At 52.1% G+C, this 26999-nt stretch carries 26 protein-coding genes, 2 tRNA genes and 4 pseudogenes; 22 read left to right on the plus strand and 10 right to left on the minus strand.

The genetic code is table 11. The features are described 5' to 3' along the window. Positions 1-120 precede the first annotated feature (120 nt). Entirely contained in the window at positions 121-537 is a 417-nt protein-coding gene (locus tag L462_RS19680; protein ID WP_025204532.1) for a CoA-binding protein, read from the plus strand. A gap of 34 nt (positions 538-571) precedes the next feature. On the opposite strand, the gene hspQ is transcribed toward L462_RS19680, so the two are convergent. Both hspQ and rlmI read right to left on the minus strand, forming a co-directional pair. Continuing rightward, positions 572-889, minus strand: coding sequence for a heat shock protein HspQ (hspQ, locus tag L462_RS19675; RefSeq protein WP_013097248.1), 318 nt, complete (start codon positions 887-889; stop codon positions 572-574). 60 nt (positions 890-949) lie between these two features. Beyond that, the gene (gene rlmI, locus L462_RS19670) at positions 950-2140 is read right to left on the minus strand and encodes a 23S rRNA (cytosine(1962)-C(5))-methyltransferase RlmI (protein WP_032677819.1); all 1191 of its coding nucleotides are present in this window, start codon (positions 2138-2140) and stop codon (positions 950-952) included. A 175-nt stretch (positions 2141-2315) separates the two neighbouring features. Here rlmI and L462_RS19665 point away from each other — a divergent pair, with 175 nt between their 5' ends. Genes L462_RS19665 through yccX form a run of 3 tightly spaced genes read left to right on the plus strand, consistent with a single transcriptional unit; the run spans position 2316 to position 3965 of the window. Next, positions 2316-2873, plus strand: a complete 558-nt coding sequence (locus L462_RS19665; RefSeq protein ID WP_032677820.1) for a kinase inhibitor — start codon at positions 2316-2318, stop codon at positions 2871-2873. A gap of 7 nt (positions 2874-2880) precedes the next feature. Next, positions 2881-3672 carry a helix-turn-helix transcriptional regulator gene (locus tag L462_RS19660; protein WP_032677821.1) on the plus strand — a complete coding sequence of 264 codons (792 nt, stop codon included), beginning with the start codon at positions 2881-2883 and terminating at the stop codon, positions 3670-3672. Between the two features lie 11 nt (positions 3673-3683). Further along, entirely contained in the window at positions 3684-3965 is a 282-nt protein-coding gene (yccX, locus tag L462_RS19655) for an acylphosphatase (RefSeq protein WP_020884783.1), read from the plus strand. On the opposite strand, the gene tusE is transcribed toward yccX, so the two are convergent. Then, the gene (tusE, locus tag L462_RS19650; protein ID WP_020884782.1) at positions 3962-4291 is read right to left on the minus strand and encodes a sulfurtransferase TusE; all 330 of its coding nucleotides are present in this window, start codon (positions 4289-4291) and stop codon (positions 3962-3964) included. The genes yccX and tusE overlap by 4 nt on opposite strands. Before the next feature lie 88 nt (positions 4292-4379). Next, positions 4380-5039 carry an FtsH protease modulator YccA gene (gene yccA / locus L462_RS19645; RefSeq protein ID WP_014169445.1) on the minus strand — a complete coding sequence of 220 codons (660 nt, stop codon included), beginning with the start codon at positions 5037-5039 and terminating at the stop codon, positions 4380-4382. Positions 5040-5308: 269 nt separating this feature from the next. Here yccA and L462_RS19640 point away from each other — a divergent pair, with 269 nt between their 5' ends. The 3 genes from L462_RS19640 (at position 5309) to L462_RS19630 (ending at position 7390) form a co-directional block, all read left to right on the plus strand. Next, positions 5309-6937, plus strand: a complete 1629-nt coding sequence (locus tag L462_RS19640; protein WP_032677822.1) for an ABC transporter substrate-binding protein — start codon at positions 5309-5311, stop codon at positions 6935-6937. 144 nt (positions 6938-7081) lie between these two features. Continuing rightward, positions 7082-7169, plus strand: a tRNA-Ser gene (locus L462_RS19635). 133 nt (positions 7170-7302) lie between these two features. After that, positions 7303-7390 (plus strand) — tRNA-Ser (locus L462_RS19630). A 109-nt stretch (positions 7391-7499) separates the two neighbouring features. Here L462_RS19630 and L462_RS19625 read toward each other — a convergent pair. Further along, a complete protein-coding gene (locus L462_RS19625) occupies positions 7500-7751 on the minus strand; it encodes a DUF4942 domain-containing protein (protein ID WP_323133841.1) in 252 nt (83 codons plus the stop codon). Positions 7752-8395: 644 nt separating this feature from the next. Between L462_RS19625 and L462_RS24140 the strand changes: the two are divergent. From L462_RS24140 to L462_RS24150, 10 genes and pseudogenes are all read left to right on the plus strand, one after another. Next, positions 8396-8845, plus strand: a pseudogene (locus tag L462_RS24140) (type VI secretion system ATPase TssH); the annotation flags it as partial. A 1-nt stretch (position 8846) separates the two neighbouring features. Then, positions 8847-9488 (plus strand): hypothetical protein, encoded by a 642-nt coding sequence (locus tag L462_RS19620; protein ID WP_032677824.1) that lies wholly within the window; start codon positions 8847-8849, stop codon positions 9486-9488. After that, entirely contained in the window at positions 9485-9697 is a 213-nt protein-coding gene (locus L462_RS24145; RefSeq protein WP_072031437.1) for a hypothetical protein, read from the plus strand. The genes L462_RS19620 and L462_RS24145 overlap by 4 nt, the downstream gene beginning before the upstream one ends. Before the next feature lie 185 nt (positions 9698-9882). Beyond that, positions 9883-12738 carry a type VI secretion system Vgr family protein gene (locus tag L462_RS19615; protein WP_254067909.1) on the plus strand — a complete coding sequence of 952 codons (2856 nt, stop codon included), beginning with the start codon at positions 9883-9885 and terminating at the stop codon, positions 12736-12738. Continuing rightward, positions 12735-13166 carry a hypothetical protein gene (locus tag L462_RS19610; protein ID WP_032677825.1) on the plus strand — a complete coding sequence of 144 codons (432 nt, stop codon included), beginning with the start codon at positions 12735-12737 and terminating at the stop codon, positions 13164-13166. The genes L462_RS19615 and L462_RS19610 overlap by 4 nt, the downstream gene beginning before the upstream one ends. A gap of 33 nt (positions 13167-13199) precedes the next feature. Next, positions 13200-14978: a lipase family protein gene (locus L462_RS19605; RefSeq protein WP_255358175.1), complete on the plus strand. Its 1779-nt coding sequence runs from the start codon at positions 13200-13202 to the stop codon at positions 14976-14978. 45 nt (positions 14979-15023) lie between these two features. Beyond that, positions 15024-15215: a hypothetical protein gene (locus L462_RS25455; RefSeq protein WP_233093471.1), complete on the plus strand. Its 192-nt coding sequence runs from the start codon at positions 15024-15026 to the stop codon at positions 15213-15215. Beyond that, positions 15208-15975: a hypothetical protein gene (locus L462_RS19600; RefSeq protein ID WP_032677826.1), complete on the plus strand. Its 768-nt coding sequence runs from the start codon at positions 15208-15210 to the stop codon at positions 15973-15975. Before L462_RS25455 ends, L462_RS19600 begins: the two co-directional genes overlap by 8 nt. A gap of 48 nt (positions 15976-16023) precedes the next feature. Continuing rightward, positions 16024-16812, plus strand: coding sequence for a hypothetical protein (locus tag L462_RS19595; protein ID WP_032679664.1), 789 nt, complete (start codon positions 16024-16026; stop codon positions 16810-16812). 27 nt (positions 16813-16839) lie between these two features. After that, positions 16840-17085 (plus strand): annotated as a pseudogene (locus tag L462_RS24150) (PAAR domain-containing protein); the annotation flags it as partial. A gap of 232 nt (positions 17086-17317) precedes the next feature. Here L462_RS24150 and L462_RS19590 read toward each other — a convergent pair. From L462_RS19590 to hpxO, 3 genes are read right to left on the minus strand one after another with little or no spacing between them, the layout of a single operon-like run. Beyond that, positions 17318-18268 (minus strand): PDR/VanB family oxidoreductase, encoded by a 951-nt coding sequence (locus L462_RS19590; protein WP_032677827.1) that lies wholly within the window; start codon positions 18266-18268, stop codon positions 17318-17320. A 12-nt stretch (positions 18269-18280) separates the two neighbouring features. Beyond that, positions 18281-19315: a molybdenum cofactor-independent xanthine hydroxylase subunit HpxD gene (gene hpxD / locus L462_RS19585; RefSeq protein ID WP_032677828.1), complete on the minus strand. Its 1035-nt coding sequence runs from the start codon at positions 19313-19315 to the stop codon at positions 18281-18283. A 17-nt stretch (positions 19316-19332) separates the two neighbouring features. Next, complete coding sequence (hpxO, locus tag L462_RS19580) at positions 19333-20487, minus strand: FAD-dependent urate hydroxylase HpxO (protein WP_032677829.1); 1155 nt, start codon at positions 20485-20487, stop codon at positions 19333-19335. 242 nt (positions 20488-20729) lie between these two features. On the opposite strand from hpxO, the gene uraD reads away from it, so the two are divergent. Together uraD and uraH are read left to right on the plus strand one after the other, a co-directional pair. Next, entirely contained in the window at positions 20730-21230 is a 501-nt protein-coding gene (gene uraD / locus L462_RS19575) for a 2-oxo-4-hydroxy-4-carboxy-5-ureidoimidazoline decarboxylase (protein WP_032677831.1), read from the plus strand. After that, complete coding sequence (gene uraH, locus L462_RS19570; protein ID WP_032677832.1) at positions 21227-21550, plus strand: hydroxyisourate hydrolase; 324 nt, start codon at positions 21227-21229, stop codon at positions 21548-21550. The genes uraD and uraH overlap by 4 nt, the downstream gene beginning before the upstream one ends. Here the strand turns inward: uraH and guaD are convergent. Next, positions 21530-22849, minus strand: coding sequence for a guanine deaminase (gene guaD / locus L462_RS19565; RefSeq protein ID WP_032670561.1), 1320 nt, complete (start codon positions 22847-22849; stop codon positions 21530-21532). The genes uraH and guaD overlap by 21 nt on opposite strands. A 99-nt stretch (positions 22850-22948) precedes the next feature. After that, on the minus strand, positions 22949-24445 hold the full coding sequence (locus L462_RS19560) for an NCS1 family nucleobase:cation symporter-1 (protein ID WP_014169461.1): 1497 nt from the start codon (positions 24443-24445) through the stop codon (positions 22949-22951). Between the two features lie 144 nt (positions 24446-24589). Here L462_RS19560 and L462_RS19555 point away from each other — a divergent pair, with 144 nt between their 5' ends. The 3 genes and pseudogenes from L462_RS19555 to puuE all read left to right on the plus strand — a co-directional run. Further along, positions 24590-25306, plus strand: coding sequence for a GntR family transcriptional regulator (locus tag L462_RS19555; RefSeq protein ID WP_020884746.1), 717 nt, complete (start codon positions 24590-24592; stop codon positions 25304-25306). Continuing rightward, a pseudogene (locus L462_RS19550) lies at positions 25306-26176 on the plus strand (aspartate/glutamate racemase family protein); the annotation flags it as partial. The gene L462_RS19555 and the pseudogene L462_RS19550, both read left to right, overlap by 1 nt. Then, positions 26079-26996: pseudogene (gene puuE / locus L462_RS19545) on the plus strand (allantoinase PuuE); the annotation flags it as partial. The pseudogenes L462_RS19550 and puuE, both read left to right, overlap by 98 nt. Positions 26997-26999 lie beyond the last annotated feature (3 nt).

Here is a 26999-nt window from a genome sequence, read left to right on the forward strand (position 1 = left end):
ATAATCACGTTTACTAACATATAGACATATTCTGCCGTTTTGCCCTCATGCATCTGCATGGGATGCATGGTTGAGATGTGCGCTTTGACGTACACTCATAAAAAAGCCTGGAGGAAAACCATGAAAGAGAACGAAATTGCCGAGATTCTGACATCGACGCGCACGATTGCACTGGTAGGGGCAAGCGATAAACCGGATCGCCCAAGCTACCGGGTGATGAAATACCTTCTCGATCAGGGCTATCACGTCATCCCTGTGTCGCCGAAAGTGGCCGGTAAAACCTTACTGGGTCAGCAGGGATACGCCACGCTGAACGAGGTACCTGAAAAAGTCGACATGGTGGATGTTTTCCGCAATTCCGAGGCAGCGTGGGGAGTGGCACAAGAGGCCATCGCCATCGGCGCGAAAACGCTGTGGATGCAGTTGGGTGTCATTAACGAGCAGGCGGCGGTGCTGGCGCGAGAAGCCGGTCTGACGGTGGTAATGGACCGATGTCCGGCGATTGAGATTCCCCGTCTGGGGCTGGCGAAGTCATAAAAAAAAGCCCGTTTATCGGGCTTTTTTTACACGCTTAGTTCCGCAGGCGCGGGGCCTGTAACTGTTTGCGGATAGTCTGAGCAAGTTCATCCATCGTGGGTTGCTCTGGATGCTCATCCTGCAGTTCGCTACTCAGCTGCGCTTCAGCAAGGTAGGTGTGAACGGGTTGTCCATCATCCCCCTCCATCACCACATGATACCAGGGCGCGGCGCGAAGCTCTGCGTTAACCGCCAGCTCATCCGCTGACGGTTCATCAAGGGAATACTCCGGGTCGATATCCACGACCACACCCAAATACCCTAGCAAAGTGTGGCGGACCTGCTGGCCGATACCGAATTTGCTGGCAATCATAGTCACCTCCCGGGAAACACTACTTACACGTTATGTGCGGGCAATATTTCTCTTTTCAAGTTACATGACGCGACAGGCAAACCCTTTCAGATACAGCCCTTCCGGGTAGGTAGCGATCACCGGGTGATCGGCTGCCTGACGGAACTGTTCTATAAATTGTACATCACGACCAGCATCTATTGCGGCATCAGCGATGATTTTCTGAAATAAATCTGTGGTCATCAGGCCGGAGCAGGAGAAGGTGAGAAGCACTCCACCCGGGTTCAGCAACTGGATGGCCAGCATGTTGATATCCTTATAGCCGCGGCAGGCACCCATCAGCTGACTTTTGTTCTCCACAAACTTCGGTGGATCCATCACGATGACGTCGAATTTCTCGCCCTGATCGCGATACTTACGCAGCAGTTTGAAGACGTCATCGCGAACAAACTCGGCTTTGCTCAGATCCAGCTTGTTCAGCTCGACGTTTTGTTTCGCCACGTCCAGCGCTTCCTGAGAGGTATCAACGCTGACAACCTGGGCACAGCCGCCCATCAGCGCCGAGACGGCGAAGCCGCCGGTATAGGAGAAGCAGTTCAGCACGCGTTTGTCGGCAACATACTGGCGAGTGGCCAGGCGGCTGTCACGCTGGTCCAGGTAGTAACCCGTTTTATGGCCGCCCTGGATATCCACCAGCAGCTTCATACCGTGCTCTTCGATTGGCAACAGGGCAGGCGGCAGTTCACCGGTGACCGGACCTTGCGTCAGCTCCATGCCCTCTTTTTTGCGCACTGCCACATCACTGCGGTCATAAATGGCGCATTCCGGGAAAACCGATTGCAACGCGCTGATCAGCGCAGCACGTTGATATTCAGCCCCTGCGCTTAACAGTTGCAGTACCAGGAAGTTACCGAAGCGGTCGATCGTCACGCCAGGCAGACCGTCAGACTCACCGGCGATCACACGGTAGCTGTCCAGACCGTCACGCTTTGCCAGCCACTCACGCCACTGCTGCGCCTGCTGTAAACGACGAACGAAGAAATCAATATCGATCGTTTCATCTTTATCAAAGGTCCAGACGCGAGCGCGGATTTGGGACGCTGGCGAATATGCGCCTCGCGCTAACCATTTCCCCTGATGGTCAACGATATCGATGGTCTCTCCGAGGCTGGCTTTGCCTTCCATACGGGCTACTGCACCGGAAAAGACCCAGGGATGGCGGCGCAATAATGACTTCTCGCGCCCTTTGGCTAACACTAAACGTACACTCATAATTTGCTATTCTGTCGATTCCAGGGAAATGGCGCGTAGAGTAGCACATTCAGCAAGTCGCAATCATCTGCGGATGCCTTTGAGCGTTTCGGCACAAAATCAAATCGCTTAGGCACAGTACTGCGCTGCAGTGGGCTTTACAGTAGGGTTTCCGGTATAGCAAAGGGAAACACAAATGAAAAAGCGCCGTGCGATAGCAGTAACCACCCTGGTGGTGGTCAGTTTTCATGTTTTAGCGGCATCGTCTTTCACCATCAGCAGTCAGGATCTGGCCAGTGAACGCCCGTTGTCGCAACAGCAGGTGTTTGACGGGTTTGGGTGTCACGGTGGGAATCACTCTCCACAACTGGCGTGGAAAAATCCGCCTGTCGGGACGAAAAGTTTTGCCGTCACGGTATTTGACCCTGATGCCCCTACCGGAAGTGGATGGTGGCACTGGACGGTGGTCAATATTCCCCTCCAGACGCTGACGCTTCCCGCCGATGCCGGAAACCCGAAGGGTGAGACATTACCGGCCGGGGTTGTGCAGGGGCGTAATGATTTCGGTTATTCTGGTTTCGGCGGCGCATGTCCGCCCAAAGGGGATAAGCCGCACCGTTATCAGTTTACCGTCTGGGCGCTGGATGTGGATAAATTGCCTGTCGACAGGAATGCCAGCGGCGCGCTGGTGGGTTTTATGCTTAACAGTCACGTCCTGGCAAAGGCCAGCTTAACCGTTACCTACAGCAGATAAGGATGGCATGGTGCAGGGAGTCCAGTTTCAACATAAACATTTGACGGCTGGTGAAGTGAGTGCCAGTAAAATGCATCACCTGCACCAGGTTAAACTCTTTCTTCCTGCCATTTGCCATATCACTCACGGCAGTAAAGTGATTGTTCAGGACGATAACCGCCTGGTGGCGACGAAAGCGTCGCTGATCATTATTCCCGCCAATATGCCGCTGGAGATCATAAATCAACCCGCGAATGGTCTCTTTCGCTCTGACTTATTGATGTTGTCACCGGAGCTTCTGGCGGAGTTTAAAACGCATTACCTGAAATCCTGGCCGCGCACAGAATTACATTCCCTCTGTGCTCCCCTGAGTGAGGGGCTGGCATTTATGTGGGGTAACCTGCTGCATGCCGTGCGTCAGGATTTACCGGAGGCGTTACAAAAGCATCAGGCTTTCGGCCTTTTGCTGGCATTGTTACATGACGGCGTCGCAGGGCCGTTGCTTATAGAGCGTAATAGCCACCTGTCCGAGCAGGTGCGGCAGTTCATCATGCTGTCGCCCGCCAGGGCCTGGACTGCACAGGATGTTGCCAGCCGCCTGGCATTGAGCGTGCCGACACTACGCAGACGGTTACGCGAAGAGTCGCAGAGTTTTCGCCAGATTGTTGAGGAGGTGAGGATGGCCGTTGCGCTGTCACACTTACAGTCAACCCGGTTACCTATTGGCGAAATCGCATTACAATGTGGTTATCTTTCCAGCTCTCGTTTTACTGCCCGTTTCCGGCAACATTATGGCTGTTTGCCGAAAACGCTACGTTAAGGAGTAGAAAAATGTCAAAAATCTGCACAATTGCCTGGGTACACGGCATGGTTCAGGGCGTCGGATTCCGTTACAGCACGCAGCGCGAAGCTATGCAACTGGGGCTCACGGGATACGCGCGAAACAGGGATGATGGCAGCGTTGAGGTGGTTGCCTGTGGTGATGCGGAGCAGGTTGAAAAGCTGGTGGCGTGGCTGAAAGCAGGTGGGCCGCGCAGCGCGCGGGTTGATAAGGTTTTAACCGAACCCCATCAACCCGGCCGGGAATACGTTAACTTCGGTATTCGCTACTAAATGCATTTCACCGGTTTTGGCAGGCCGGCGATTTTGGTGGCCTGTTTTGCCGGGCCTTTCGGGAACAGGCGATACAGGTAACGGCTGTTGCCTTTCTCTTCACCGAATTTATTGGCCATTGCCTTGACCAGCATGCGGATCGCCGGGGAGGTGTTGAATTCGAGATAGAATTCGCGCACAAAACGCACCACTTCCCAGTGTTCCGGGGAGAGGGCGATACCTTCGTTTTCGGCGATTTTTTCCGCCAGCGGCTCGCTCCACTGGCTGCTCTCTTTCAGATAACCGTCGTTATCAGTTTCAATCTCTTTACCTTCAAAACTCAACATAGTCATTCACGCGTCAGTCAAAAACCGCAGCAGTGTACCAAAAAACAAAGCCCCGCATAAGCGGGGCTCTGGTTCACAGCATTGTTGATTAATCGCGGCTGGCGAAGCCCAGGATGCTCAACAGGCTGACAAAGATGTTGTACAGCGATACATACAGGCTCACGGTGGCGCGGATGTAGTTCGTCTCACCGCCGTGAATGATGTTGCTGGTTTCATACAGGATTGCGCCAGATGAAATCAGAATAAACACGGCGCTGATCGCCAGGTGCAGGGCAGGCAGCTGCAGGAAGATGTTTGCCACCATACCTACCAACACCACCACGATACCTGCCATCAGCATACCGCCGAGGAAGGACATATCCTTACGGGTGGTCAGCACGTAGGCCGAACAGCAGAAGAACACCAGCGCGGTACCGCCCAGCGCCATGCCAATCACGTCGCCCATACCGGCGGACAGATAGGCGTTGAGGATGGGCCCCAGGATATAGCCCAGGAAACCCGTAAAGGCGAACGCGGACAGAATACCCACCGGTTTATCAGCAGTTTTGTAGGTCAGGAACATCAGACCATACATCCCCACCAGCGTCAGGATCAGACCCGGTGACGGCAGCATCAGCACGGTGCTGGCCGTTGCGGTCATCGCCGAGAATGCCAGCGTCAGGCTGAGCATGAAATAGGTATTGCGCAGCACCTTGTGGGTACTGAGTAGCGATGTGCGGTCGCGTGAAGAAGTAATTATACGATCCATGAGTCACTCTCTTATGACAGATGTAATTAGCGGAAAGAATAGGAAACGGCGCGCCAGTCTCAAAGTGGTTTTACCCATCTTTACTCAGGACGTTAGCGTTACTGCTGGTTGTTTATTCTTCAGAAAACCTTTTCAGCAGAATGAACAACGGTTTGCTTCATTTATTCAGATCAAGCTCTTATAGGTTACTGAAAAATATTGCGTTATTACACTTTGAGCGCTAAGTGTTATTTCCGGATCGTCAAAAAACAGACAATAAGGCGAAGGAAATGAAACCACAAGCACGCACGCGCTTTACACTCTCTTTGTTAACGGCAGGGATCCTGTGCGCCAGCACGGCGACCTGGGCGGCTAACGTGCCAGCAGGAACACAGCTGGCGGATAAACAGGAACTGGTCAGAAACAACGGTAATGAACCGGCCTCACTCGACCCGCATAAAGTCGAAAGCGATGTCGAATTCAATATTATCAGCGATATCTTCGAAGGGCTGGTTAGCGTTTCTCCAACTGGTGAAATTCAGCCACGGCTGGCAGAAAAATGGGAGAACAAAGACAACACCGTCTGGACTTTTCATCTGCGTCCAGGCATCACATGGAGTGACGGCACCGCGATTACCGCGAAGGATGTGGTCTGGAGCTGGCAGCGTCTGACAGACCCCAAAACCGCCTCACCGTATGCCAGCTATCCGGGCAACATGCATATTGTTAACGCCGCTGATATCGCTCAGGGGAAAAAAGCACCGGATACGCTGGGTGTAAAAGCCATTAACGATACCACGCTTGAGGTCACGCTGACTCAACCTAATGCCGCATTCCTTGCCATGCTGGCCCACCCGTCGCTGGTGCCGGTGGATAAGGTGCTGATTGGTCGGTTTGGTGATAAGTGGACCAAACCGGAGCATATCGTCACCAGCGGAGCGTATAAACTGTCGCAGTGGGTGGTTAACGAGCGCATCGTGGCGGAGCGTAACCCGCGCTACTGGGATAACGCACATACCGTTATCAATAAGGTGACCTATCTGCCGATCACCTCCGAGGCCTCGGATGTAAACCGTTTTAAAGCAGGTGAAATCGATATTGTTTATACGGTGCCGATCAACCAGTTTGCCCAGCTCAAGAAAACCCTGGGTAGCCAGCTGGATGTCTCCCCGCAGCTTGCCACCTATTACTATGAATTCAACACCACCCGGCCGCCATTCAACGACGCGCGTGTACGTAAGGCGCTGAACATGGCGCTGGATAAAGAGATCATTGCCGGGAAGGTATTAGGGCAGGGGCAGCGTCCGGCGTGGCTTATCAGCCAGCCAGATATTGGCGGTGTGACGCTCCAGAACCCGGACTATGCCAGCTGGCCGATGGATAAACGTATCGAAGAAGCGAAAAAGCTGCTGGCCGAAGCAGGCTTTAACGCCAGCCATCCGCTGCGTTTTAACCTGCTCTATAACACCTCTGAATCGCACCAGCGCATCGCGATTGCCGCCAGTTCGATGTGGAAGAAAAACCTTGGGGTGGAGGCGAAGCTGCAAAATCAGGAGTGGAAAACGATGCTCGATACGATGCATACCCACGACTTCGACGCAGTGCGCTACGCCTGGATTGCCGATTACGACGATGCTGCCACTTTCCTGAACAACTTCCGTACCGGTGACAGCGAAAACACCAGCCAGTACAGCAATCCGGAGTATGACCAGGCGCTGGTGAACGCCGCGAAAGCCAAAACGCCGGCAGAGCGCGGTAAGTTCTATCAGCAGGCGGAAGATTTGCTGGCGCGCGATGTGCCTGCCATTCCGGTATATCACTATGTCCGTACGCACCTGGTCAAACCGTGGGTGGGAGGATTCACGCCGGACAAACTGGGGTACTATTTCACCAAGGACATGTATATCAAAAAACACTGAGCATGAACGCTGAATTTTATGCTGATAAAATGGCCGATACGTTGTCTATTCAACCGATTAAACGCGTTTTGGCTATTTTTAAAGCGAACGAATGCGGTCACTCTTTACAGCATGCGGAGAGGTGTTTATAGTTCGCCTCACTTAGGAAGTGTGGCCGAGCGGTTGAAGGCACCGGTCTTGAAAACCGGCGACCCGAAAGGGTTCCAGAGTTCGAATCTCTGCGCTTCCGCCAGACATAAAAGCCCCGCGATAGTCATATCGCGGGGCTTTTTGCTTTTAAGGGGCATGGATAGCACCCGCAGAAAAAAATAGAAAAATTCCTGCTTTACAAGGCGCTAATAGATGTTTATAGTGCGCCTCACTTTGGAAGCGTGGCCGAGCGGTTGAAGGCACCGGTCTTGAAAACCGGCGACCCGAAAGGGTTCTAGAGTTCGAATCTCTACGCTTCCGCCAAATTTGAAACCCAGGTCGTTATGCGACCTGGGTTTTTTGTTTTTGTCGATTTTCAGTATGCCATTGCCGTCTGGCTTGTGTCGGTGGGGCTAAGAATCCATCGGACGGATTAGTAACCGGCATCTGTTACATCTTGCTCCTGGTGTTCCAGGATACTGCCAGCGATGATGTCATTGGGGTTATCCACCCGCTCTGGTCGTTTAATGACGTGAGTCGTTCCCTTCTCAAAATAGTTAATAGCAAACATCTCATCTTCATAACGATTGCAATGCCTGTTTTCATCAGTGAGAGCATTCAGTCGTCTGGTTACATTTTCATGGTTATCGGATGTAGCCACACGATCTAAGGGAACCAGCTTCACAGGTACGCCCTTATGCATATAACTTACGGAACGATCGACACCCTTCCGAATTTTTTCAAGCTACACAGCAAAGGTTGTTGTTCAAGGTCGTACCCACTCCTCGAACGATACCTGAGATGTACATATCACGAGTACTGGGGTGAGACATGCAAAAATCCCCTGTGATATTTGTTTTTCTGATGAAAATAATAAGACCCATTTAAATAAATAATAAAAACGGTGAAGGCCAGTAAATGTCGCCAATTTTTCACACAGGCAGGCACGTTCTGCCTTTCATTTTTTGATAAAAGTACAAAATCAGATATTTCATGTGATTGATGAGATTTTATACAAAGTTGTCCCTAAATTAAATTGATCACTTACTGTACACACTTATTTCATAAGGGTTAAAGGGGTATGCAAGAAAATTCTTATAAATCAGAAAGATGATCTTTGGCCATCAGGATTTCTTTGGGAAACATTTTGTTACATTTTTTGATTTCCGATCGGGTGGGGAACGTTCCTACACTCCAGCTATTGGGTCTTATCCGAAATTTTTTCATTTCAGACAAATACTCAAAAATAAATATTGTGTCGACATGCTGGTGAATGGAATGCGTCCGCTATTAATTCCGGGGGTTAATTTCCATCGAATGATGTAAACCGGCAGCGACCACCTGATGCAACTGCTGGATGAACAGCCGGACGCCACCGAAGGCGATCTGCAGGAACTGCTGCGATTTTATGTGACCACTTTCAGCTGGCGCTGCTGGCCCGTTTCCAGACGGTGATTTACCGCCCGCTACATGAGGCTGCCATGCGTACCATCGTGGAAATGAAGCTCGCTCAGGTGAGCAAGCGCCTGCATCGTCATGACGGCTTGTCCACGAAAATTGAAGAGAGCCTGTATGACGCTCTGACTGCTGCCGGATACCGGCGTGCGTAACGTCGACAGCCTGCTCAATCAACAAATTCTGCCGGTGCTGAGTCAGCAGTTGCTGAGACACATGGCTGCGAAGCAGAAATCCGCTTCCCTGACTCTGGGATGGAGTGAGAAAGAGGGCATCGGGCTAGAGTTTGATGTGCGCTCTGGCTCTGTAATAGAGGGGGAGTGATATGGACAGCGCAAAAGAGATTGCCAGAGATATGCTTGAGGCCATTAATATCGATGGGTCCGGTTTTTGGGGGGCAATAGGAAAAGGGTTTATTTCATTTCCAGTCAGTCTTGCCTATCTGGGGTATGATTTCATTGATACTGAGCATCGCAGAGATAATCTGGATGATAAGTTCAGGCTGGCGCGATTAGTTAAAAAGGGTGTATTTAATCATCAGGTTATTGAGCAAATCATTAAGACCTCTCTCGAAGATTTTATTTCACGCATTCACGCCGAAAAGATATCTTCTATCGTGAAAAATGTTTCCGGTTCGTTTATGGGGAAAATGGCGTTTACTGAACTAACGGGGGTAAAGCTGGGCGAAGCAATAGTATCCAGAGGTGTATCAGCCTTTTTTGCAGGAAGTTTGGCGGGCTTATTGTTATCTGTTGGTGCTGAAACATCCAGAGCAATTTATACATCAAGAGACCTCGAAGACAGAAATCCTGTTTTGCACAATAAACTCCAATGTCGGGGTGACCTGGATCTTCTTTATTTTATTGTCGAAGATATCGTTAAGCCTTTTGATACAGCTTGTGAAATAGGAGACAGAAATCCTGCCGAGTTTGATAAAGTATGCGAATACTTTTTTGGAGGCTTATGAAAATCAAGGTGATTCTTCTGGCAATCCTTTCCCGATTAATTCGCGGGGCAGGGATGGGGCTGGGTGTTTCTGGTATTGCATTTACTATTTGGTTTTTTTTCTTATCTTCAAGCGAATCCAGATACATCTGGGGTATGTTTTCGATAGCAGAATTTTTTGCAGGCTATCTTATATATCGGTTTGCTTATACATATGTTTATGATGAATAACCTTACGGTTTTGTCATCCCCTGAAAATCAATCAGGAAGATATTTACAACGTCCCACCAACAGGCATAGAGACAACGTGGCTATACGGTGGAGTAGCTAAATAAAATAATTTAAACCTTATATCGTTGTCTTTCTTTCCGTCACTGGTCATTAAGGATGTAGAAATATTACACGGAGTCAAGAGCGTGAGTCTGACAGATACACTGAGCAGTTTAATCTATACCCCGCTAAACCGTTACCAACTGGATATTCCGTCGTGTGCGGCAAATATTGACGTGGAAGGTTTCAGCGGCTCAGAAGCGATGAGTTCACTGTACAAGTACACCATCAACTTCACCAGTGCCGACAAGAACATTGATGCCCGGCAGATGCTGAGCAAGCCAGCGACGCTGACCATGGGTGCGGGTAATCTGCTTTCCCTGACGGCGCGCAAGGTGGTTCACGGAGTAGTGACGCATTTCGAGCGTACGGGCGGTTCAGCGGATGAAGCGCAGTACTGCATCGTGCTGGAGCCGTTTCTGGCGCTGTTGGGCAATCAGTTTCGTACTCACCGTTTCTTCGTCAACAAATCAGTGCCGGAAGTGGTAGAGCAAATTCTTGGCGAGCATGGTTTGAAGGGATGGGAGTATGAGTTCAAGCTTAAACAAACTTACCCAAAACGGGAACAGATAAACCAGTACCAGGAAAGTGACCTGGAGTTTATCGAACGCCTGCTGGCCGAGGTTGGGATTTTCTACTTCTTCACTCTGCAGCCGGACACGCAAACTGAAGTGGTGCACTTTGCTGACAAGCAGAGCGCCTGGACGTTTGGCAAATCGCTACCTCTCAGCAGCCCGTCAGGGATGAATGATAATGCTGCCGAATCGGTGTGGGGCGTTAACGTTCAGCAGAACGTGGTGGAGCGTTCTGTCACGGCCAGTGACTATAACCACCGTGAAGCCCAGAACATCCTGACTTCAGTACCGGCTGACATGACCCGCGGCGACGGGGAGGGGAATACTTACGGTGATGTGTATCACTACCGGCCACGTCACCTTGAACGTGGCGATAAAATCACGCCGGCGGCAGAAACCGGTAACTTCTGGGCGCGCCTGGAGCATGAGCGCTTTCTGTCCACCCAGACCACGGTAACCGGCAGCAGCACCGACCACACCCTGGGGCCGGCGCAGGTGCTGACCATCACCGAAATGGCTATCCCACCAACACTGCCCCGCGAAACGGAGAACGGTGTTGTTATTATCCGCACTGGCTACTCTGCCAGCCGTAAGAATGCCCTGAAGGTGGCATGGGTAGCGATGCCTTACTACGAGAACCGCTGCTGGCGGCCTGCTGCTAAAAAGCGCCCGGTGGTCAGCGGCACCCTGACGGCCCGCGTGACCAGCGCCAAAGATAACGACATCTACGCCTGGCAGGATGCATCAGGCATGTACCGGGTGAAATTTGATGCTGACCGTGACGACAAGCGTCAGGGCATGGAAAGTATGCCGGTACGCTTTGCCAAACCTTATGGAGGCGACAAGTACGGTTTTCACTTTCCGCTGATACAGGGTACTGAAGTCGCCATTGCGTTCCATGAAGGTGACCCAGACCGTCCATACATCGCTCACGCCCTCCACGACTCCCGCCACGTTGACCACGTCACTGAAGCCAACAGCACGCGTAACGTTATCCGCACAGCTGGCCTGAACAAACTGCGGATGGAGGACAAGCGCGGCGAAGAGCACGTCAAGCTCAGTACAGAATACGGAGGTAAGACCCAACTTAATTTAGGGCACAACGTCAATGCTTCCAGGGTTCTTCGTGGCGAAGGGGCGGAGCTGCGCACTAACGACTGGGTCAGCGTTCGTGGTGGTAAGGGCATTCTGCTTACTGCAGATGCTCAGCCTGACGTCGGCAGTAAAATGCTTGAAATGGACAGGGCTGTAGAACAACTGGAGCAGGCACTCACGCTGGCAAGAAGCCTCCAGGCTGCTGCGAAAGGGGCACAGGCGACAGTATCTGACATCGACAGCCAAAAGACGCTAAACAGCTCACTGAAATATCTGAAAATGCCAGGAATGCTGGCCAGTGCTCCCGCTGGAATAGGCATTCTCAGTCCTGAGGCTGTCCGGCTTGCTTCAGGCGGGGCAAGTATTGGCCTCATGTCAGGTAAAAACACGGATATCAGTACCGGGCAATCGTTCACTGTAGCGGCAAGCGAGGCTGTAAGTTTGTTTGCACAGGCTGCAGGAATGAAAATGTATGCCGGGGCAGGGAAGGTTGATATTCAGGCGCAGGCGGATGCCATGAATGTCTCGGCGCTACAGGACATCACCATCACCAGTGGTCAGGGAAGTGTAAAGGTGAATGCCAGCCAGGAGCTGGTTTTAAGTTGTGGTGGCGCTTATATAAAGCTTAGCGGCGGGAATATTGAACTGGGATGTTCGGGAAATATTTTACTGAAAGCGGCCAATGTTAATCAAACGGGACCTGCAACACTTGATACTCCACCTCTTACTTTCCTTAAGGGGTATGGCGGATCGTTTACTGTTACCGATCCTGAATCAGGGGATATCAAACCATTCACGAGTTATAAAGTAACCTCTCCAGATGGCGAGGTGCTTGAAGGAATATCTGACTCGTCAGGAAAGACTGCACCGTTTTACTCCTCGACACCGGGTAATGTAAAAATCGAGTTTCCACGTGAGCAAAAGGATGAAGGACCTGGGCATTGGGTTACTGATGATCATGATTATCACGGGTTGAAGAATACTGCAATTATGGCAATCAACCGCTTAACCTCTATGGGAGATGAGGGGCGTGTTTTTGGTTCTGAAGGGAAGGACTATATGAATACGAAAAGAGATAAGATTCAGGAATGGCAGCCTTTGCCATCTGATGTTACAGACGAGATGGAGCAGCAATCTGTAGTACATCGTTATGGCCAACAGCGAAAGATAACACAAACTTTTTTGGAAGGTGACGATTCCTGGGCTGTTACGGGTCAGTCTTGGCACTGGCAACCAACGACCGCTGATGATATGTATGAGGGAAATAAATGAAGTTAAGATTAAATCAGAACTATATATTATATTTTTGGGGGGTGTTTGATCTCTTTTATATTGCCAGATTTATCTGGCTGAATATCTCTCAGGGAAGAATTCCTTTAATTTCTGATATATTGTCTTTTGGCAATATTTATCCACAGCAAGAGTTTTATTCGCTAGTCCTTTTTTTATCTTCATTGCTGTTTAATATGTCGATTGTTTTTTCTGCTGTAATGCTTTTAAAAAAGTGGAAGTATGTGAATTGGGTAGTTTATTTTCAAACACCATTCAGACTATTCTTCATGATCCCTTCTATATCAATATTGCCATGGTTCTTCAAAACTATGTCAATCAAAGTTGGAGTGATATTTATTGCCGCTGTATTCTTGTCAGAGATAATTAAGATTGGGACATTTTATCTTACAAGAGAACAAGGCTCATAAATTTTTGTTACATCTGAATAAAGAGGGATATTTATGGCAGGCAGTTCATTAGTGACATCCGTGACACATACAGAGGCAAAAGCTACGGCTGGAAAGCAAAAACCCTACTGGGTAGAATTTCAACTGGTTGATGAGCAGGGCGAACCTGTGGCGAATATGCCATGGACTGTGGAAAGTTCTCATCCAGTTACCGGGCCGGTGGAGGGATTCACTTATTCTGATCAGAGCGATACTGACGGGATAATCAGAGTCGATATGCCGCATGGGCTGGAACTGAGGTTGACGTTAGATGGCAATCAGCTGGCTACGGAAATGGAAAAACGTGCCTTACGCGTTAGTCGCGATGCGGAAAATGATTCTATTGTGCGTCCTGAAGTTGAAGAGAAAGGGTATATCTGGCACTATGTAGTTATCGGTGAACTTTGCCGTACCCTTCCCTCCGTTAAACTACGAAAAGGAGAAGTGTGGCCGCCATTTCATTTTCCGGCAGACAAGGTTATGAAAGGGTTGACGATAAGGTCAAATCAGCTTGAAAAACGTCATGTAATAGAAATATGCCCATTCCGGGCGTGGGAACTTGTCTTACATCATCAGAAAGATTATTCGCTGGCTAATGCTATAAATTTAGGCGGAGGGGCTTGCCTGGCATATGCAGATGATAATGTGTTTGATGAAAAATCAATAACCCGCTTTTTCATAAGTCAATGTCAGGACTTAAAGCAATTACCAAAGTTTCATAAAGGTAGCAATACTTACAATGCCCTTGTATGTGATGTTCCCTATAGCGATCGCTATAATCCACCGGTATTTATGGATACATCAAAAAATACCGGTGGATCTTCATCTGATGGCGGGAGTACTCCGAAAAATAATAGTACTACAGGCAAAGCCGATGGCGATACTCAGTTATATTACGTTTATAAATCAGATAAAGTCATAGTTTCATGGCGCGGCACAGCAAGTTTATATGACGTTGGAACTGGTCTTTCATTTTCTCCGGTAAATACTAAAACATGCAATGTGGATAAGACAGCATGCACCGAATTGCTTTGGGCCGGAAAAGTCCATAATGGTTTTTGGAGTGGCTATTGCCGAGTTGAACGTAAATTTGATGACCAAATGCTAGAGTTAGAGCAATTAGCTGGTGGCTTGAAATTGTTTATATGCGGTCATAGTTTAGGCGGTGCATTAGCTTTGATCCACTCAGTGAGGCTAAGAAGTTTAGATCCAAAGATTTATACATATGGAATGCCTCGGACATTTACAAAAAATGCTGTCCAGCAGTTATCCGGCATAACTCACTACCGCCATGTTAATGACAATGACCCGGTTCCTGCTGTTCCACCTGAAGCTAATGTTGACAATGAGTTATACAATATGTGGGGACCAGTTGGTGCATTATTAGGTATGACTTGGGCCGTAGGTGAATTGATGGCATATCAATTGAAATCTTGGGGGGATTGTTTTTGGCATCATGGGAAAATCGTTGCATATTTCACGGCAACGCAATTTAGAGAATGGAAAGAGTGTAAAATTAGTTTTCCTGAACCAGCTGGATGTATAACTTTGAGTGGCCCGCTACCAATTACAGCAAAGCTTTATCTGGTACCATCATTTGCAGAGATGGAATCTGAAGAAGCTGGGGAAAAACAGCATGAATATAAAAAATCATTAACGGCACATGATTTAAGTAAATATTTTCCTGAAGAGCAAAACCCATCCAGATTAGCGGATTTAAATTTTGGGGAGCACTTCATGACATCTTATATGCCTTACATTAATAACAAAATTCTTGGTTTGATTGATAAATAAGGTCTGAGTAAGAAGAAACACTTTACTGAGCATGCTGAAAATATTGTGAAATTTAAAGATCAAATTTCGGAAGAACAAAAATATATTCCCGACACTGAGCTTAAGCGAAATGAATTGTTTCTCTTGTTGGAAGATAGGCTTGATGTGGCATTAAACACGACACTCTTAATGAAAGATGGTGGTAACGCTCTGGAACGTATTGCTTTGTATGGAGAAGAGGATATGGAAAATGCATAAGTTGATAAAAATTATCGCTGTTTGTCTGTCTGCATTTATTTTGAATAGCTGCGCACAGGCAATGGATAAAACACTTTCTCCGCCTTCAGACACGAAGTGGGTGAATGTTGAAGTTAAAAACCCATCGCGTTATACCAAACCTTTTCCACTTGAGGTGACTTACATTTCGCATAAATGTCTTAAAAACAGGACCAGTGGTTTTGATGGTTCGTCGGTCACTGAACCGAGCTATAACGGAACGAAAATCCCGCTCGAGCAGCAGGGTAAAAGCGATGTCTGGATTGCTAAGGTTGCGATGAGAGGCGGTGGGTCATGTGACTGGACATTAAGCGAGTTCAATTTAGGAATTGAGTATATAGATGCAACGCATCTTGGAGAAGACCTTGCTCCTGGAGCTGCAGTAGGTGCAACGATTGCATTTGATAACGATGCATCAAGAAATGGTCAGTTCACCTTCGTGAAGGGGGATGTTAGGTTAACTCCGAAATATTATCCATATATAAGAGAGTGGCATTTGGTAAGGCAAAAAAATGAGCTAACCTTTCTTGCAAAGGAAAGATTTTTTTCTTATAGGGCGGAGGGGGCGACAGCGATATCATATATGCCAATGATTGATGAAAGTAAAGTTGTTAGATATTTAGAGCCAAGAAAAAAAACGGATGACTCTCATCCCACTATAATATACCCGGATGGAACAGTTGTATCTGACGGTTCAACTTTTCCTGACTTTGATAAAGTAGAAGGAATGAAAAGTAAATGATTCTTTTATGATTGTATGGTTGTATCTGTTATATCCGGGGGTATAGGAATGCATAAGTTGATAAAAATTATCGCTGTTTGTCTGTCTGCATTGATTTTGAATAGCTGTGCACATGCAATGGATAAAACACTCTCGCTGCCTTCTGACACGAAGTGGGTCAATATTGAAGTAAAAAACCCGTCTCAGTATACAAAACCCTTCCCGCTGGAAGTCAGATATATCTCGTATGAATGCATGAAAAAGAGAATCTGTGGATTTGATGGCTCAGTTGTCACAGAACCCAGCTATAACGTTATCGGGATCCCTATGATGCAAAGAAGTGGAGATGTTTGGGAAGCAAAAGTTGCTATGACTGGTGGCGGTTCATGCAAATGGACTTTAAGTGCAGTAAATGTAGGTATTGAATATATAGAAGCGACTCATCTTGGAAAGGATCTCATCCCAGGCTCCGCTGTGGGCGTAACGGTTGCATTTGATGCTGATGCTTCTAGAAATGGGAAATTTGAAATTATAAGTGGAAATAAATTCAATTACACTCCTAAATATTACCCCGTATTAGAAAGGTGGAGTACTCAAAAGAACTCTACAAAATCAGATAAACTGAACTTGTTTGGGGAGAAAAGTTCCTTTTTTGATGTTCGTATGATTATAAAAGATAATGATGCTTGGGTGAATTACCATCCAACAATCGATGAAGATAAGAAAGTTGAGATGATATTCCCTTATGAAAAGAAAAAAGGAGTGGCATTCACTTTTGTATATCCCAATGGTGAAAGGGTGTCATCGCGAGAAATAAAACCTGACTTTAAAAAACTTGATGAAATGAACGTTAATTGATTCTTATTTATTGTTCGAGGATTCAACATGACAAAAGGCTTGGTTTTGCTTGGTGACAAAACTTCTCATGGTGGAAAAGTGATCTCCGCTTCCTCCAATATTACTGTCGATGGGAAAAAAGCCGCGTTAGTTGGCGATATGGTCAGCTGCCCGGTAGAAGGGCATGGAACTAATCCTATCGTGGAAGGATCACCGCACCGGCCACTTAACGGTCGCGCTGTTGTCGTCGATGGCTGTAAATGTCAGTGCGGTTGTACTGTAATTTCAAGTGCTCAGTACCTGTCAGGCAGAGCAGGCACCACTGCTTGCCAGGATGATGAAGTGTCAGGCCAGTTATGCTGCCATGAGGGATCGTTTTATCGTCCGGTCTGCTTTTTTTGAGGTGATATCGGTGATAATGGACATGCTTTTTCTCCGAAACCCGGTATGCCGTTTGTTTTGACTATCCGTGGATCCCGCCAAATCCGAAAACCCTGCGATAGCAATATCGCAGGGTTTTTTCGTTCTACAACCCAATCACTAGTTCCCTTGAATGGCTTCGTGAGCAGCACAGCGCCACCTGCTGGTCTGCTGCGCTTTTCTCCGCCTCCGACTGCACGCTATCCCGGTGATCCACTACGCCGTCGATAACCGGCGTCAGACAGGCGCCGCAAATCCCCATTTCACAGGAGAGCGGTACCGCCACGCCGTTTTCCAGCAGCACCTGCGCGATAGTTTTGTCCGCCGGCACTGGCCAGCGCTCGCCGGTTGATGCCAGCTTGACTGTAAAAATCTCGCCCGTTTCATTACAGTCGGCGGGCATAACGGGCTGGAATGCTTCGCTGTGAAGATTGCTCTCCGCCCAGCCTCTCGTGAGGGCGACCTGATACACTTTCTCCATAAAGCCTGCCGGCCCGCAGACCCAGGCGTGGAAACCGGGCGCTGGCGTGGGCATGTGCTCTGCCAACGCAGTGCGCGGGCTGATGGTATGGATGACACACTCGCCGTGTTTAAATTGCATGAGTTCACGTGCAAACGCCGCGTTGCCATGCTCTTTAACGTAATAGTGCAGCGTAAACGGGGTGCTGGAAGCCTCCAGCTGCCGGGCCATCGCATACAAGGGCGTTATGCCTATCCCTGCCGCCAGCAGCAAGAAGCGTTCAGCCTCGTGCAGCGCAAACAGATTGCGCGGTGAGGAGATAAGCAGTTTCTGCCCCGGACGTAGCGTCTCGTGAACATAGCGTGACCCGCCGCGCGAGGCGGTTTCACGTCCTACGCAAATAAGATAGCTCTCGCTGTCGCTTGCCCCGGTCAGCGAATACTGGCGAACCAGCCCGCAGGGCAGATGCACGTCAATGTGCGCCCCGGGCTGCCAGCCCGGCAGGGCTTCACCGCATTCTGACACCAGCCTGACGGCGAGATTCTTATCCCCCTCACGCCAGAGACCGTCGACAATAACGCTCAACATTTCGCTCATCACGTTCCTCCGTCACACCAGGAAAAACTCGCCGAAGCCCATCTTTTTCAGCCCCCGGCGGTAGGCAATCGAGCTTTTATCCGCAGGGATGTGGGCTTCCAGAGTCAGATCCAGCGGCAGGCTTTCCGGGCGCTGCGTCTCAACCATCAGGCGGTCTTCTTCAAAAATACGCAAATTGAAGGCGTGCACTTCCTCTACCGGAATATGCAGGTCAAAGTTGCGCGCGATAGGGGCGAACATGCGGGTTACCCGTGAAGAGACGGGCGAGGCGGCGTTCATGATCACCAGCCTGGCTTCCCCCGGAAAATGGATTGTCAGCGTGGCGGTAAACGGTAAATGCATTTCAAAATGACGCAGCCACTGGAAGCCTTCCGGGGCCTGGACATCGGAGCTGGCGGGGTAGTTGCTCACCGAGCTCCAGTAATCGGCAACAAAGCCAAACGGCGTCTCCTGGGGCTGATAATGGGGTACCAGCGGATTATTGGGGTCAGCAAAGGTGTCAGTGTGGATCCAGGCAAAATGCGCCACGTCCAGAAACCCTTCCACCTGGCGGCCGGCGAAGCCATTCACCTCAAACGCCGGGCAGTTGATCTGCTGAAACCCGTCGTTATCCCAGTGCGGCATGGTGGGCAGCGGCATTGGGTTATCCGGATCAAACGCCAGGCAGGTCCAGATCAACCCAAAGCGCTCCTCCACGGCATAGTTAATCAGGTTAAGCTTCGCGGGAACCGGCTGATCAGGGCTGGAAGGAATGCGGTTGCAGCGTCCATCTTCACCAAAGCGTAAGCCATGATAAGGGCAGATAATCCCGTGTTCATCGTGAAAGCCCAGCGTCAGCGGTACGCCGCGGTGCGGGCAAACGTCCCGGGCGACCACAACCTGGTCTTTGACGCGGTAGATAACCAGTTGTTCGTCGAGCAGGGTGGCTTTGACCGGTGCCGCGCCGATGTCGCAGGCGCGAGCAACCGGGTGCCAGCATTTTGCCAGACGCAGCCAGTCCTCTGGCTCAAACGTACAATGGGCGGGTGGAGTCGGTTGTATTTTCATGGTTGTCCCTCTCGCGTTCAGCCTAAAGGCCCGGCCTGAATGGTGTCGCACAGACCGTTAATGATGCGCTCTCCGGTCTCTTCTTTGAGCTCCTGGTACCAGGCCCGGGTCAATGCCATGTCTTTGCCATGCGTGATATCACAGCGTTTACGGGCCTTAAGCACCAGGTCGCGGACCCGGTCACAGCGCAGCGCTTCGTACTGCCGCAACGCCAGTGCGATGTTGTGGTTCTCGCGCAGGCAGTCACCCAGCACCACGGCGTCCTCCATCGCCGCGCATCCGCCCTGGCCGATATCCGGCGTGGTGCTGTGCGCGGCATCGCCAAGAAGCGCCACGTTGCCGCGCACCAGGGTGTCGAACGGTTCAATGTCGTGGATTTCGATACGGTTGGTGGTCCCGGGATCCAGCGCGGCGATGAGCTTCTGCACCGGTGGCGTCCAGCCGCGGAAGTAGCCCGTGAGATCGGCGCGAAGGGTAGTGCGATCTTCCGCCAGCCCGAGGGGGAGCGGAACATCAAAAAAGAAATAGAAACGTCCGCCGGCGACGGGCATCAGCGAAACGCGCTTGCCCTCGCCGACGAAGGTGGTCCACTGGTGCGCAGGGGCAATCTCTTCATCAATCTTCACCAGCCCGTTCCAGTTGACGTAACCGGCGTAGCGGCGCTCGGGCGTATAGCCCAGCACGTACGGGCGAACCGCGGAGTGACTGCCATCGGCGGCAATCAGGAAATCCCCCGTCGCGGTAGTACCGTCGGTGAAGGTGGCGGTGATGCCAGCCGCGTCCTCACGGACGCTTTCAACGCGTTTGCCGAACTGAACGTTCTCGTGCCCCCAGAAGTTCAGCATTTCGCGCTGCAGTTCCGTACGCGACACGGGGCAGGGGCGACCGCCCGTGCGCTCGACCAGCGGGGCAAGGCTAAAGCGGGTGAGGGTATCGCCGCGCCGGTGATCCTTATAGGCCATAAAGCGCATAGGGCCGCCGTAGGTCTCGATGATGTCGCCCATTCCGAGGTGCTGCATGCATTTCACCCCATTGGGCCAGATGGAAATGGCCGCACCGACGGGCTTCATCTCTTTCACGGCCTCAAACACGGTACAGTCGATTCCCGCCTTCTTCAGCGCTACAGCGGCGCTCAGGCCGCCAATGCCCGCGCCAATAACGATTGCTCTCATGCTTCTCTCCTTTTGCAGGGTGTAAAAAGGGAAGAGCAATTTGCGTACCAGGCTGCAGAGTGGCGAAAAGCGCGTTGTATGGGGTGGTTTTGCACTGCTAAGGTGCGCAAACGCGGTGAGAATGCCTTTTTATGAATCAATAATTTCCTGTTGTGCGATCCGGAATCGACTGTTTCATAGGGGATGGCAAGAGTGGCGTAGTTTGTGCAAAGCGAGAAAACGACGATATGACGGGAGTGAGTATGATTGCACTGCAAACTTTTAATCAACTGAGCCACGAAGAGGCGCTCGCGCGGTTGCAGCCCTGCGTGGCGTTGCCCGACTGGGCCGATGCGCTGGTGCAGGGGCGGCCCTATTTACACCGCAAAGCACTGTTCGACGCCGCCCGGGTGCTGGCCCAAACCTGGGATGAAACGGCGCTTACGCAGGCCCTGAATGCGCACCCGCGAATTGGTGCGAAACCGACAGGAGCCCGGGCGGAGGCGGTGCTTTCGCGCCAGGAGCAGGGCGCCGTCGACAACCGCGACAGGCAGCTGGCACAGGCACTGCAGGAAGGGAACGCTCGCTACGAGGCCCGTTTTGGACGCGTGTTTTTGATCCGCGCGAAAGGCCGTAGCGGTGAGGAGATTTTACGCGCCCTCAACGCCCGGCTGGAAAACAGCGATGCGCAGGAGGTACAGGCCGCACTGGAACAGCTGCGGGAAATTACGCTGCTTCGGCTGGAAGGAGTCATTGACGAATGAGTACGTTAAGCACGCATGTCCTTGATATTTCAACGGGGAAGCCTGCGCAGGGCGTAAGGGTTTATCTTGAGCAGGACGGCGTCGTATTGGCCACTGCTTTCACTAACGCCCAGGGGCGCATCACCGCGTTTATCCCTTTCCTGCCTGCAGGACGTTACCGGCTGGTGGCCGAGATAGGGGCTTGGTTCACCGAAACCGGCCGCGACACGCTTTACCCCTGCGCACAGATCGATTTTGTGACGGGAGAAACGGCAGACGAGCACTTCCACCTGCCGTTTGTGATAGCGCCGGGCGGGTGGTCAACCTACCGCGGCAGTTGACCACACCTGCACACCGTTGACCCAGGTCTCGCTAATATTGCGCTCGTCGCCCAGGGTCATCAGCACAAACAGCTGCTCATAAATGTCCTGACAGCGCCGGTTACGCAGGCGCTGTAGCGGCGTAACGGCCGGGTCGATGACGATAAAATCGGCCTCTTTGCCGGGGGCGAAATTGCCAATCTTATCGTCCAGCCTCAGGGCGTGAGCGCCGCCCAGCGTGGCGTGATAAAACGCTTCGCTGGCGCGCAGGCGGTAGCTCTGCAGCTGACCCACCTTGTACGCCTCCCCCAGGGTGCGCAGCATGCTGAAGGTGGTTCCGGCACCCACATCGGTGCCAATGCCCATACGCACCTGGTGTTGCCAGCAGGCGGGTAAGCGGAACAGTCCGCTGCCGAGAAACAGGTTCGAGGTGGGGCAAAACGCCACTGCAGAGCCGGTATCGTGCAGACAGCGCCATTCGCTCTCATGGAGGTGGATCCCATGGGCAAACACGCTGCGTTCGCCGGTCAGCCCGTAATGATGATACACATCCAGATAACGTTCATGTTCCGGCCACAGATCGCTTACCCAGGCCACTTCATTTGGGTTTTCGCTCAGATGGGTCTGCATCCACGTGTCGGGAAACTCCTCTCTGAGCAGGCTGACCGCGGCCAGCAGTTCCGGTGAGGAGGTCGGGGCAAAGCGTGGCGTAATGGCGTAGCCCAACCGCCCACGGTGGTGCCAGCGCTGGATCAGCTCGCGCGTCTGCCGGTAGCTCTCTTTCGCGGTTTCACTCAGGTAGTCAGGCGTGTGGCGGTCCATCATCACCTTGCCGGCGATAAGGCGCATGTTAAGGCGCAGGGCCTCGGTGAACAGCGCCTCGACCGATTCAGGATGCAACGTACAAAACACCAGCGCGGTGGTGGTGCCGTGGCTGACCAGTTGGTTGATGAAAAACGCCGCAATCTCTTTCGCATAGGCCTCATCGGCAAACTGGCTTTCTACCGGGAACGTGTATGTGGTCAGCCACTCCAGCAGTTGCTCACCAAAAGCGCCAATCATCTCCGTCTGCGGGTAATGGACGTGGGTATCGACAAAACCCGGGAGCAGCAGTTTGCCGCGCAGGTCGGTGTACCCTTTATAGGGATCAAGATACTGCTCGCCCTCCTGCCAGGCCATCTGGGCCAGAATTTTGCCGTTATGGATGAACAGCAGCCCGTCTTCAAGGTAGCGCGCCTGTTGGGCGATAACGTCTGCACTGTCGCAGACCTGGGCAATATCAAAAAATGCACCGCGGATCGCAGTCTGGTAGTCCATCATGTTTCCTGCCTTAGTGTTTGCGTAGCGGGGTGATGAGACTGAGCAAAAACGGTGCCAGAATGAAAAAGGCCGCAGAGGAACTGCGGCCCGAAGGAAGGGTTACTCTTTTTGCGTCGCCACGCGGGGGCTGAACGACGAGGCGTCTGCCGCTTCACGCTCTTCCCGCGCCAGCCAGCGGTAGGTGACCCCGCCCAGGAAGACACCGATAAACCAGCTAAAGTTTGCCACTTCATGCAGGGAGGGAATAAAGCTTATCACCAGTCCAACGGCAACGGATGGCACCAGCGCGCCGATGGCTTTCGGGTTGAAACCGTTGCGATACCAGTATTTGCCTTTTGGCGTGTCATCAAACAGATCGTCTACGGAGACCTTGCCGCGCTTAATCAGGTAAAAATCGGCAATCAGAATCCCGAACAGCGGGCCAATAAACGCCCCGAGCACGTCCAGAGTGTAGTGGATAAGCTCCGGCGAGTTAAACAGGTTCCACGGGGTTAACAGGATAGAGCCGACGGCGGCGATCATCCCCCCGGTGCGGAAGCTGATTTTTTGCGGTGAACAGTTAGAGAAATCAAACGCCGGGGAGACGAAGTTCGCCACGATGTTGATCCCGATGGTGGCGGTGATCATGGTCAGCAAGCCAATGGCCACGGCCAGATCGTTGCCCACACGGCTGACGGTTTCAATCGGGTCAGTGATCATGCGGCCAAACAGCGATTGCGTACCCGACACAATCACCACGGTAACGATGGAGAACAACAGAAAGTTAAACGGCAGGCCCCAGCGGTTACCGCGGCGGATCTCCCCCATGCTTTTACCGTAGCGGGAGAAGTCACCAAAATTGAGCAGCGGGCCGGAGAAGTAAGAGACCACCAGCGCCGTGGCGGTGATCATCTGCCAGGTCTGCTCACCGGCGCTCAGGGATTTACTGGCGAGGGTAAAGGAGATGCCGTCAAAACCGGTCTTGTATACAATCCATCCCGCCAGCGCCAGCATCACCACGTAGACCGCCGGACCGGCGATATCAATAAAGCGCTTAATGGCGCTCATGCCGTGCCAGAAGACCATCGCCTGAAGCACCCACATGATAGCGAAACAGATCCAGCCAAGATGCGACAGGCCCAGGAACGAACCGGTGGTGAGCGTCGCGAGTGAAGGCCAGAACTTAAGCGCCACCAGCATCAGCGCGTTGGCGGCCAGGTAGGTCTGAATGCCGTACCACGCGAAAGCAATCAGCCCGCGGATCACCGCCGGAATATTGGCCCCGAAAACGCCAAATGCCTGACGGCAAATCACCGCGTAGGGTACGCCTGCCATCTGACTCGGTTTCGCCACCAGGTTGGCGCACAACTGCACAATGCAAATCCCTATCAGCAGGCAGAGCAAGACCTGCCAGCTTGCCAGCCCGAGCGTAAAGAAGCTCGCGGCAACAACATAACCCCCCATGCTGTGGACGTCCGACATCCAGAAAGAAAAGATGTTGTACCAGCTCCAGTTCTGGTCACGCGTCGGTGCCAGATCCTCATTGCAAAGCCGTGGGCTGTAAACCGCACCGGAATCAGCGGCCGTACCGTGCTGCGCGTTTTGTCTGTTTGGCATGAAACCTGCTCCTGTGAATGAAAACCCGTTAAGTGGGAGTGCAGACGGTGTTGCAGGATCCAGGCCAAAATAATAAATCTTGTATGCAATATTTTATTTTTATGTATACGATTCGATAGCGAAAAGTAAAAATCGGAGTGGTGAATGAACAACATAAACAGCCTGCAGACCGCGCCAGACCTGCATGACAAAGATGAATCCATCTTTCAGGCGCTGATGACCGCGATAGTCGAACATCAGTTGCTCCCGGGAAGTAAATTGCCTGAAGAGGCGCTGGCTGAGGTCTTCGGCGTGAGCCGCACCGGTATTCGCAAGGTGCTGCAACGACTCGCCGCTGTGCAAATGGTCACCTTAACGCCCAAACGTGGTGCGCACGTGGCCAGCCCGACGGTAGAAGAGGCGCAGCAGATCTTCCGCACGCGCGCTCTGCTTGAGGTGGCTAACCTGCCGGACGTGCTGGCCCACTGTCAGCCGCCGCATCTGGCTGCACTGGAAGGGATTATTCGCCAGGAGCAGCAGGCGCACGAGGCGTATGACGGTCCCGCCGCAATCCGCCACTCCGCCAATTTCCATATTCAGCTTCAGGCCATTTCAGGCAATCAGGTGCTGACAGAGATGGTGACCGGACTGAGCCAGCGGTCGTCGCTGGTGATCGCAGCCTGGGGCGCGCCGTGGCGTCAGGGCTGCCGCTGCAATGACCACGAGCAACTGGTGGAACTCTTGCGCCAGAAGGCGCTCCAGCCCCTGAGTGAGGCCTTAATGCACCATTTTGAACATATTGTCGCCAGCCTTTGTTTCGAACGGGCCGGTGAGTGCCTGCCTGATTTTGCCCGGCTGTTCGCCAGCCACAAGGAGTCGTAATGTCGTCTGTTTGTATACAAGTGATTAACCCCAACACCAGTCTCGCGATGACGGAAACCATCGGCGCCGCAGCCCGCGCGGTAGCAGCACCGGGAACGGAGATCCTCGCCGTCTGCCCGAGCGCAGGTGTGCCCTCGATAGAAGGTCATTTTGATGAGGCCATCGCCGCCGTGGGCGTTCTCGAACAGATAAAACGCGGACGGCAACAGGGCGTGGATGGACACGTGATTGCCTGCTTTGGTGACCCCGGCCTGCTGGCGGCGCGCGAGCTGGCGCAGGGGCCGGTCATCGGTATCGCAGAAGCTGCGATGCATATGGCCACGCTGGTGGCAACACGCTTTTCTGTTGTGACCACGCTGCCGCGCACGCGGATTATCGCCCGTCATCTTTTGCACCAGTATGGTTTCCAGGACCACTGTGCAGCCCTGCATGCCATCGATCTGCCGGTGCTGGCACTGGAAGACGGTAGCGGCCTGGCTCAGGAGAAGGTGCGCGCGCGCTGCATCCAGGCGCTGAAAGAAGATGGCTGCGGCGCGATTGTGCTCGGCTGCGGTGGAATGGCGACGCTGGCGCAGGAGCTGACGCGCGAGCTGCACGTGCCGGTGATCGACGGCGTCAGTGCAGCGGTGAAAATGGTCGAGTCGCTGGTGGCGCTGGGGCTGTCAACCAGCAAGCACGGGGACCTGGCTTTCCCGGAGAAAAAAGCGTTGAGCGGACACTTTCAGGCACTGAATCCATTTTAATTGAGGGGGTGATAATGGCGCTTTTTAACGAAGATTATCCGCGGGACTTACGCGGCTATGCAGGCAAGCCGCCGCACGCGCAGTGGCCGAACCAGGCGCGCATCGCCGTGCAGTTTGTACTCAATTACGAAGAAGGGGCGGAAAACCACGTTCTGCACGGTGATGCCGGCTCAGAACAATTCCTCTCGGACATCATCGGTGCGGCCAGTTATCCGGACAGACACATGTCGATGGACTCCCTCTATGAATACGGCAGCCGCGCTGGGTTCTGGCGGATCCATAACGAATTCTGCAAGCGTGGCCTGCCGCTGACGGTCTTTGGCGTGGCAATGGCGCTGGCGCGACATCCCGATATCGTCGACGCCATCAAAGCGGCTGATTATGACGTGGTCAGCCACGGCTGGCGCTGGATCCACTATCAAAGTATGGATATCAACCAGGAGCGCGAGCACCTGCACAAGGCGGTGCATGTCCTGACTGACCTGTTTGGCAAACCGCCTGCCGGCTGGTACACCGGGCGTGACAGCCCAAACACCCGCCAGCTGGTAGTGGAGCATGGGGGCTTTGACTATGACAGCGACTACTATGGCGATGATTTACCGTTCTGGACGCAAGTGGCGTGCAGCGACGGCACGCGCAAACCCCACCTGATTGTGCCGTATACGCTGGATGCCAACGACATGCGCTTCGCGACCGCGCAGGGGTTCAACACCGCCGAGCAGTTTTATACCTACCTGAAAGACAGCTTTGACGTGTTGTACGAAGAAGGGGAATGTGCGCCGAAGATGATGTCCATAGGCATGCATTGCCGTCTGCTGGGGCGTCCGGGGCGTTTTCGTGCACTCCAGCGGTTCCTCGATTACCTTGCGCAGTACGATCGGGTATGGGTCTGTACCCGCCAGCAGATAGCCGATCACTGGCGTGAGGTGCACCCGTTCCAACAATAACGG

The sequence above is a fragment of the Enterobacter sp. BIDMC 26 genome (assembly GCF_000534435.1).
GTDB classification, from domain to species: Bacteria; Pseudomonadota; Gammaproteobacteria; order Enterobacterales; family Enterobacteriaceae; genus Enterobacter; species Enterobacter ludwigii.

Bases quoted from the DNA above. Each gene is read 5' to 3' on its own strand.
- L462_RS19610 (WP_032677825.1), top strand. From the start codon at position 12,735: ATGAAGTTAAGATTAAATCAGAACTATATATTATATTTTTGGGGGGTG.
- L462_RS19595 (WP_032679664.1), top strand. From the start codon at position 16,024: ATGCATAAGTTGATAAAAATTATCGCTGTTTGTCTGTCTGCATTGATT.
- yccA (WP_014169445.1), bottom strand. From the start codon at position 5,039: ATGGATCGTATAATTACTTCTTCACGCGACCGCACATCGCTACTCAGT.
- hspQ (WP_013097248.1), bottom strand. From the start codon at position 889: ATGATTGCCAGCAAATTCGGTATCGGCCAGCAGGTCCGCCACACTTTG.
- L462_RS19620 (WP_032677824.1), top strand. From the start codon at position 8,847: ATGGACAGCGCAAAAGAGATTGCCAGAGATATGCTTGAGGCCATTAAT.
- hpxO (WP_032677829.1), bottom strand. From the start codon at position 20,487: ATGAGAGCAATCGTTATTGGCGCGGGCATTGGCGGCCTGAGCGCCGCT.
- L462_RS19680 (WP_025204532.1), top strand. From the start codon at position 121: ATGAAAGAGAACGAAATTGCCGAGATTCTGACATCGACGCGCACGATT.
- L462_RS19600 (WP_032677826.1), top strand. From the start codon at position 15,208: ATGCATAAGTTGATAAAAATTATCGCTGTTTGTCTGTCTGCATTTATT.
- uraH (WP_032677832.1), top strand. From the start codon at position 21,227: ATGAGTACGTTAAGCACGCATGTCCTTGATATTTCAACGGGGAAGCCT.
- L462_RS19660 (WP_032677821.1), top strand. From the start codon at position 2,881: ATGGTGCAGGGAGTCCAGTTTCAACATAAACATTTGACGGCTGGTGAA.
- L462_RS19640 (WP_032677822.1), top strand. From the start codon at position 5,309: ATGAAACCACAAGCACGCACGCGCTTTACACTCTCTTTGTTAACGGCA.
- uraD (WP_032677831.1), top strand. From the start codon at position 20,730: ATGATTGCACTGCAAACTTTTAATCAACTGAGCCACGAAGAGGCGCTC.
- L462_RS19560 (WP_014169461.1), bottom strand. From the start codon at position 24,445: ATGCCAAACAGACAAAACGCGCAGCACGGTACGGCCGCTGATTCCGGT.
- L462_RS19605 (WP_255358175.1), top strand. From the start codon at position 13,200: ATGGCAGGCAGTTCATTAGTGACATCCGTGACACATACAGAGGCAAAA.
- L462_RS24145 (WP_072031437.1), top strand. From the start codon at position 9,485: ATGAAAATCAAGGTGATTCTTCTGGCAATCCTTTCCCGATTAATTCGC.
- rlmI (WP_032677819.1), bottom strand. From the start codon at position 2,140: ATGAGTGTACGTTTAGTGTTAGCCAAAGGGCGCGAGAAGTCATTATTG.
- L462_RS19590 (WP_032677827.1), bottom strand. From the start codon at position 18,268: ATGAGCGAAATGTTGAGCGTTATTGTCGACGGTCTCTGGCGTGAGGGG.
- tusE (WP_020884782.1), bottom strand. From the start codon at position 4,291: ATGTTGAGTTTTGAAGGTAAAGAGATTGAAACTGATAACGACGGTTAT.
- yccX (WP_020884783.1), top strand. From the start codon at position 3,684: ATGTCAAAAATCTGCACAATTGCCTGGGTACACGGCATGGTTCAGGGC.
- guaD (WP_032670561.1), bottom strand. From the start codon at position 22,849: ATGATGGACTACCAGACTGCGATCCGCGGTGCATTTTTTGATATTGCC.
- L462_RS19665 (WP_032677820.1), top strand. From the start codon at position 2,316: ATGAAAAAGCGCCGTGCGATAGCAGTAACCACCCTGGTGGTGGTCAGT.
- L462_RS19555 (WP_020884746.1), top strand. From the start codon at position 24,590: ATGAACAACATAAACAGCCTGCAGACCGCGCCAGACCTGCATGACAAA.
- hpxD (WP_032677828.1), bottom strand. From the start codon at position 19,315: ATGAAAATACAACCGACTCCACCCGCCCATTGTACGTTTGAGCCAGAG.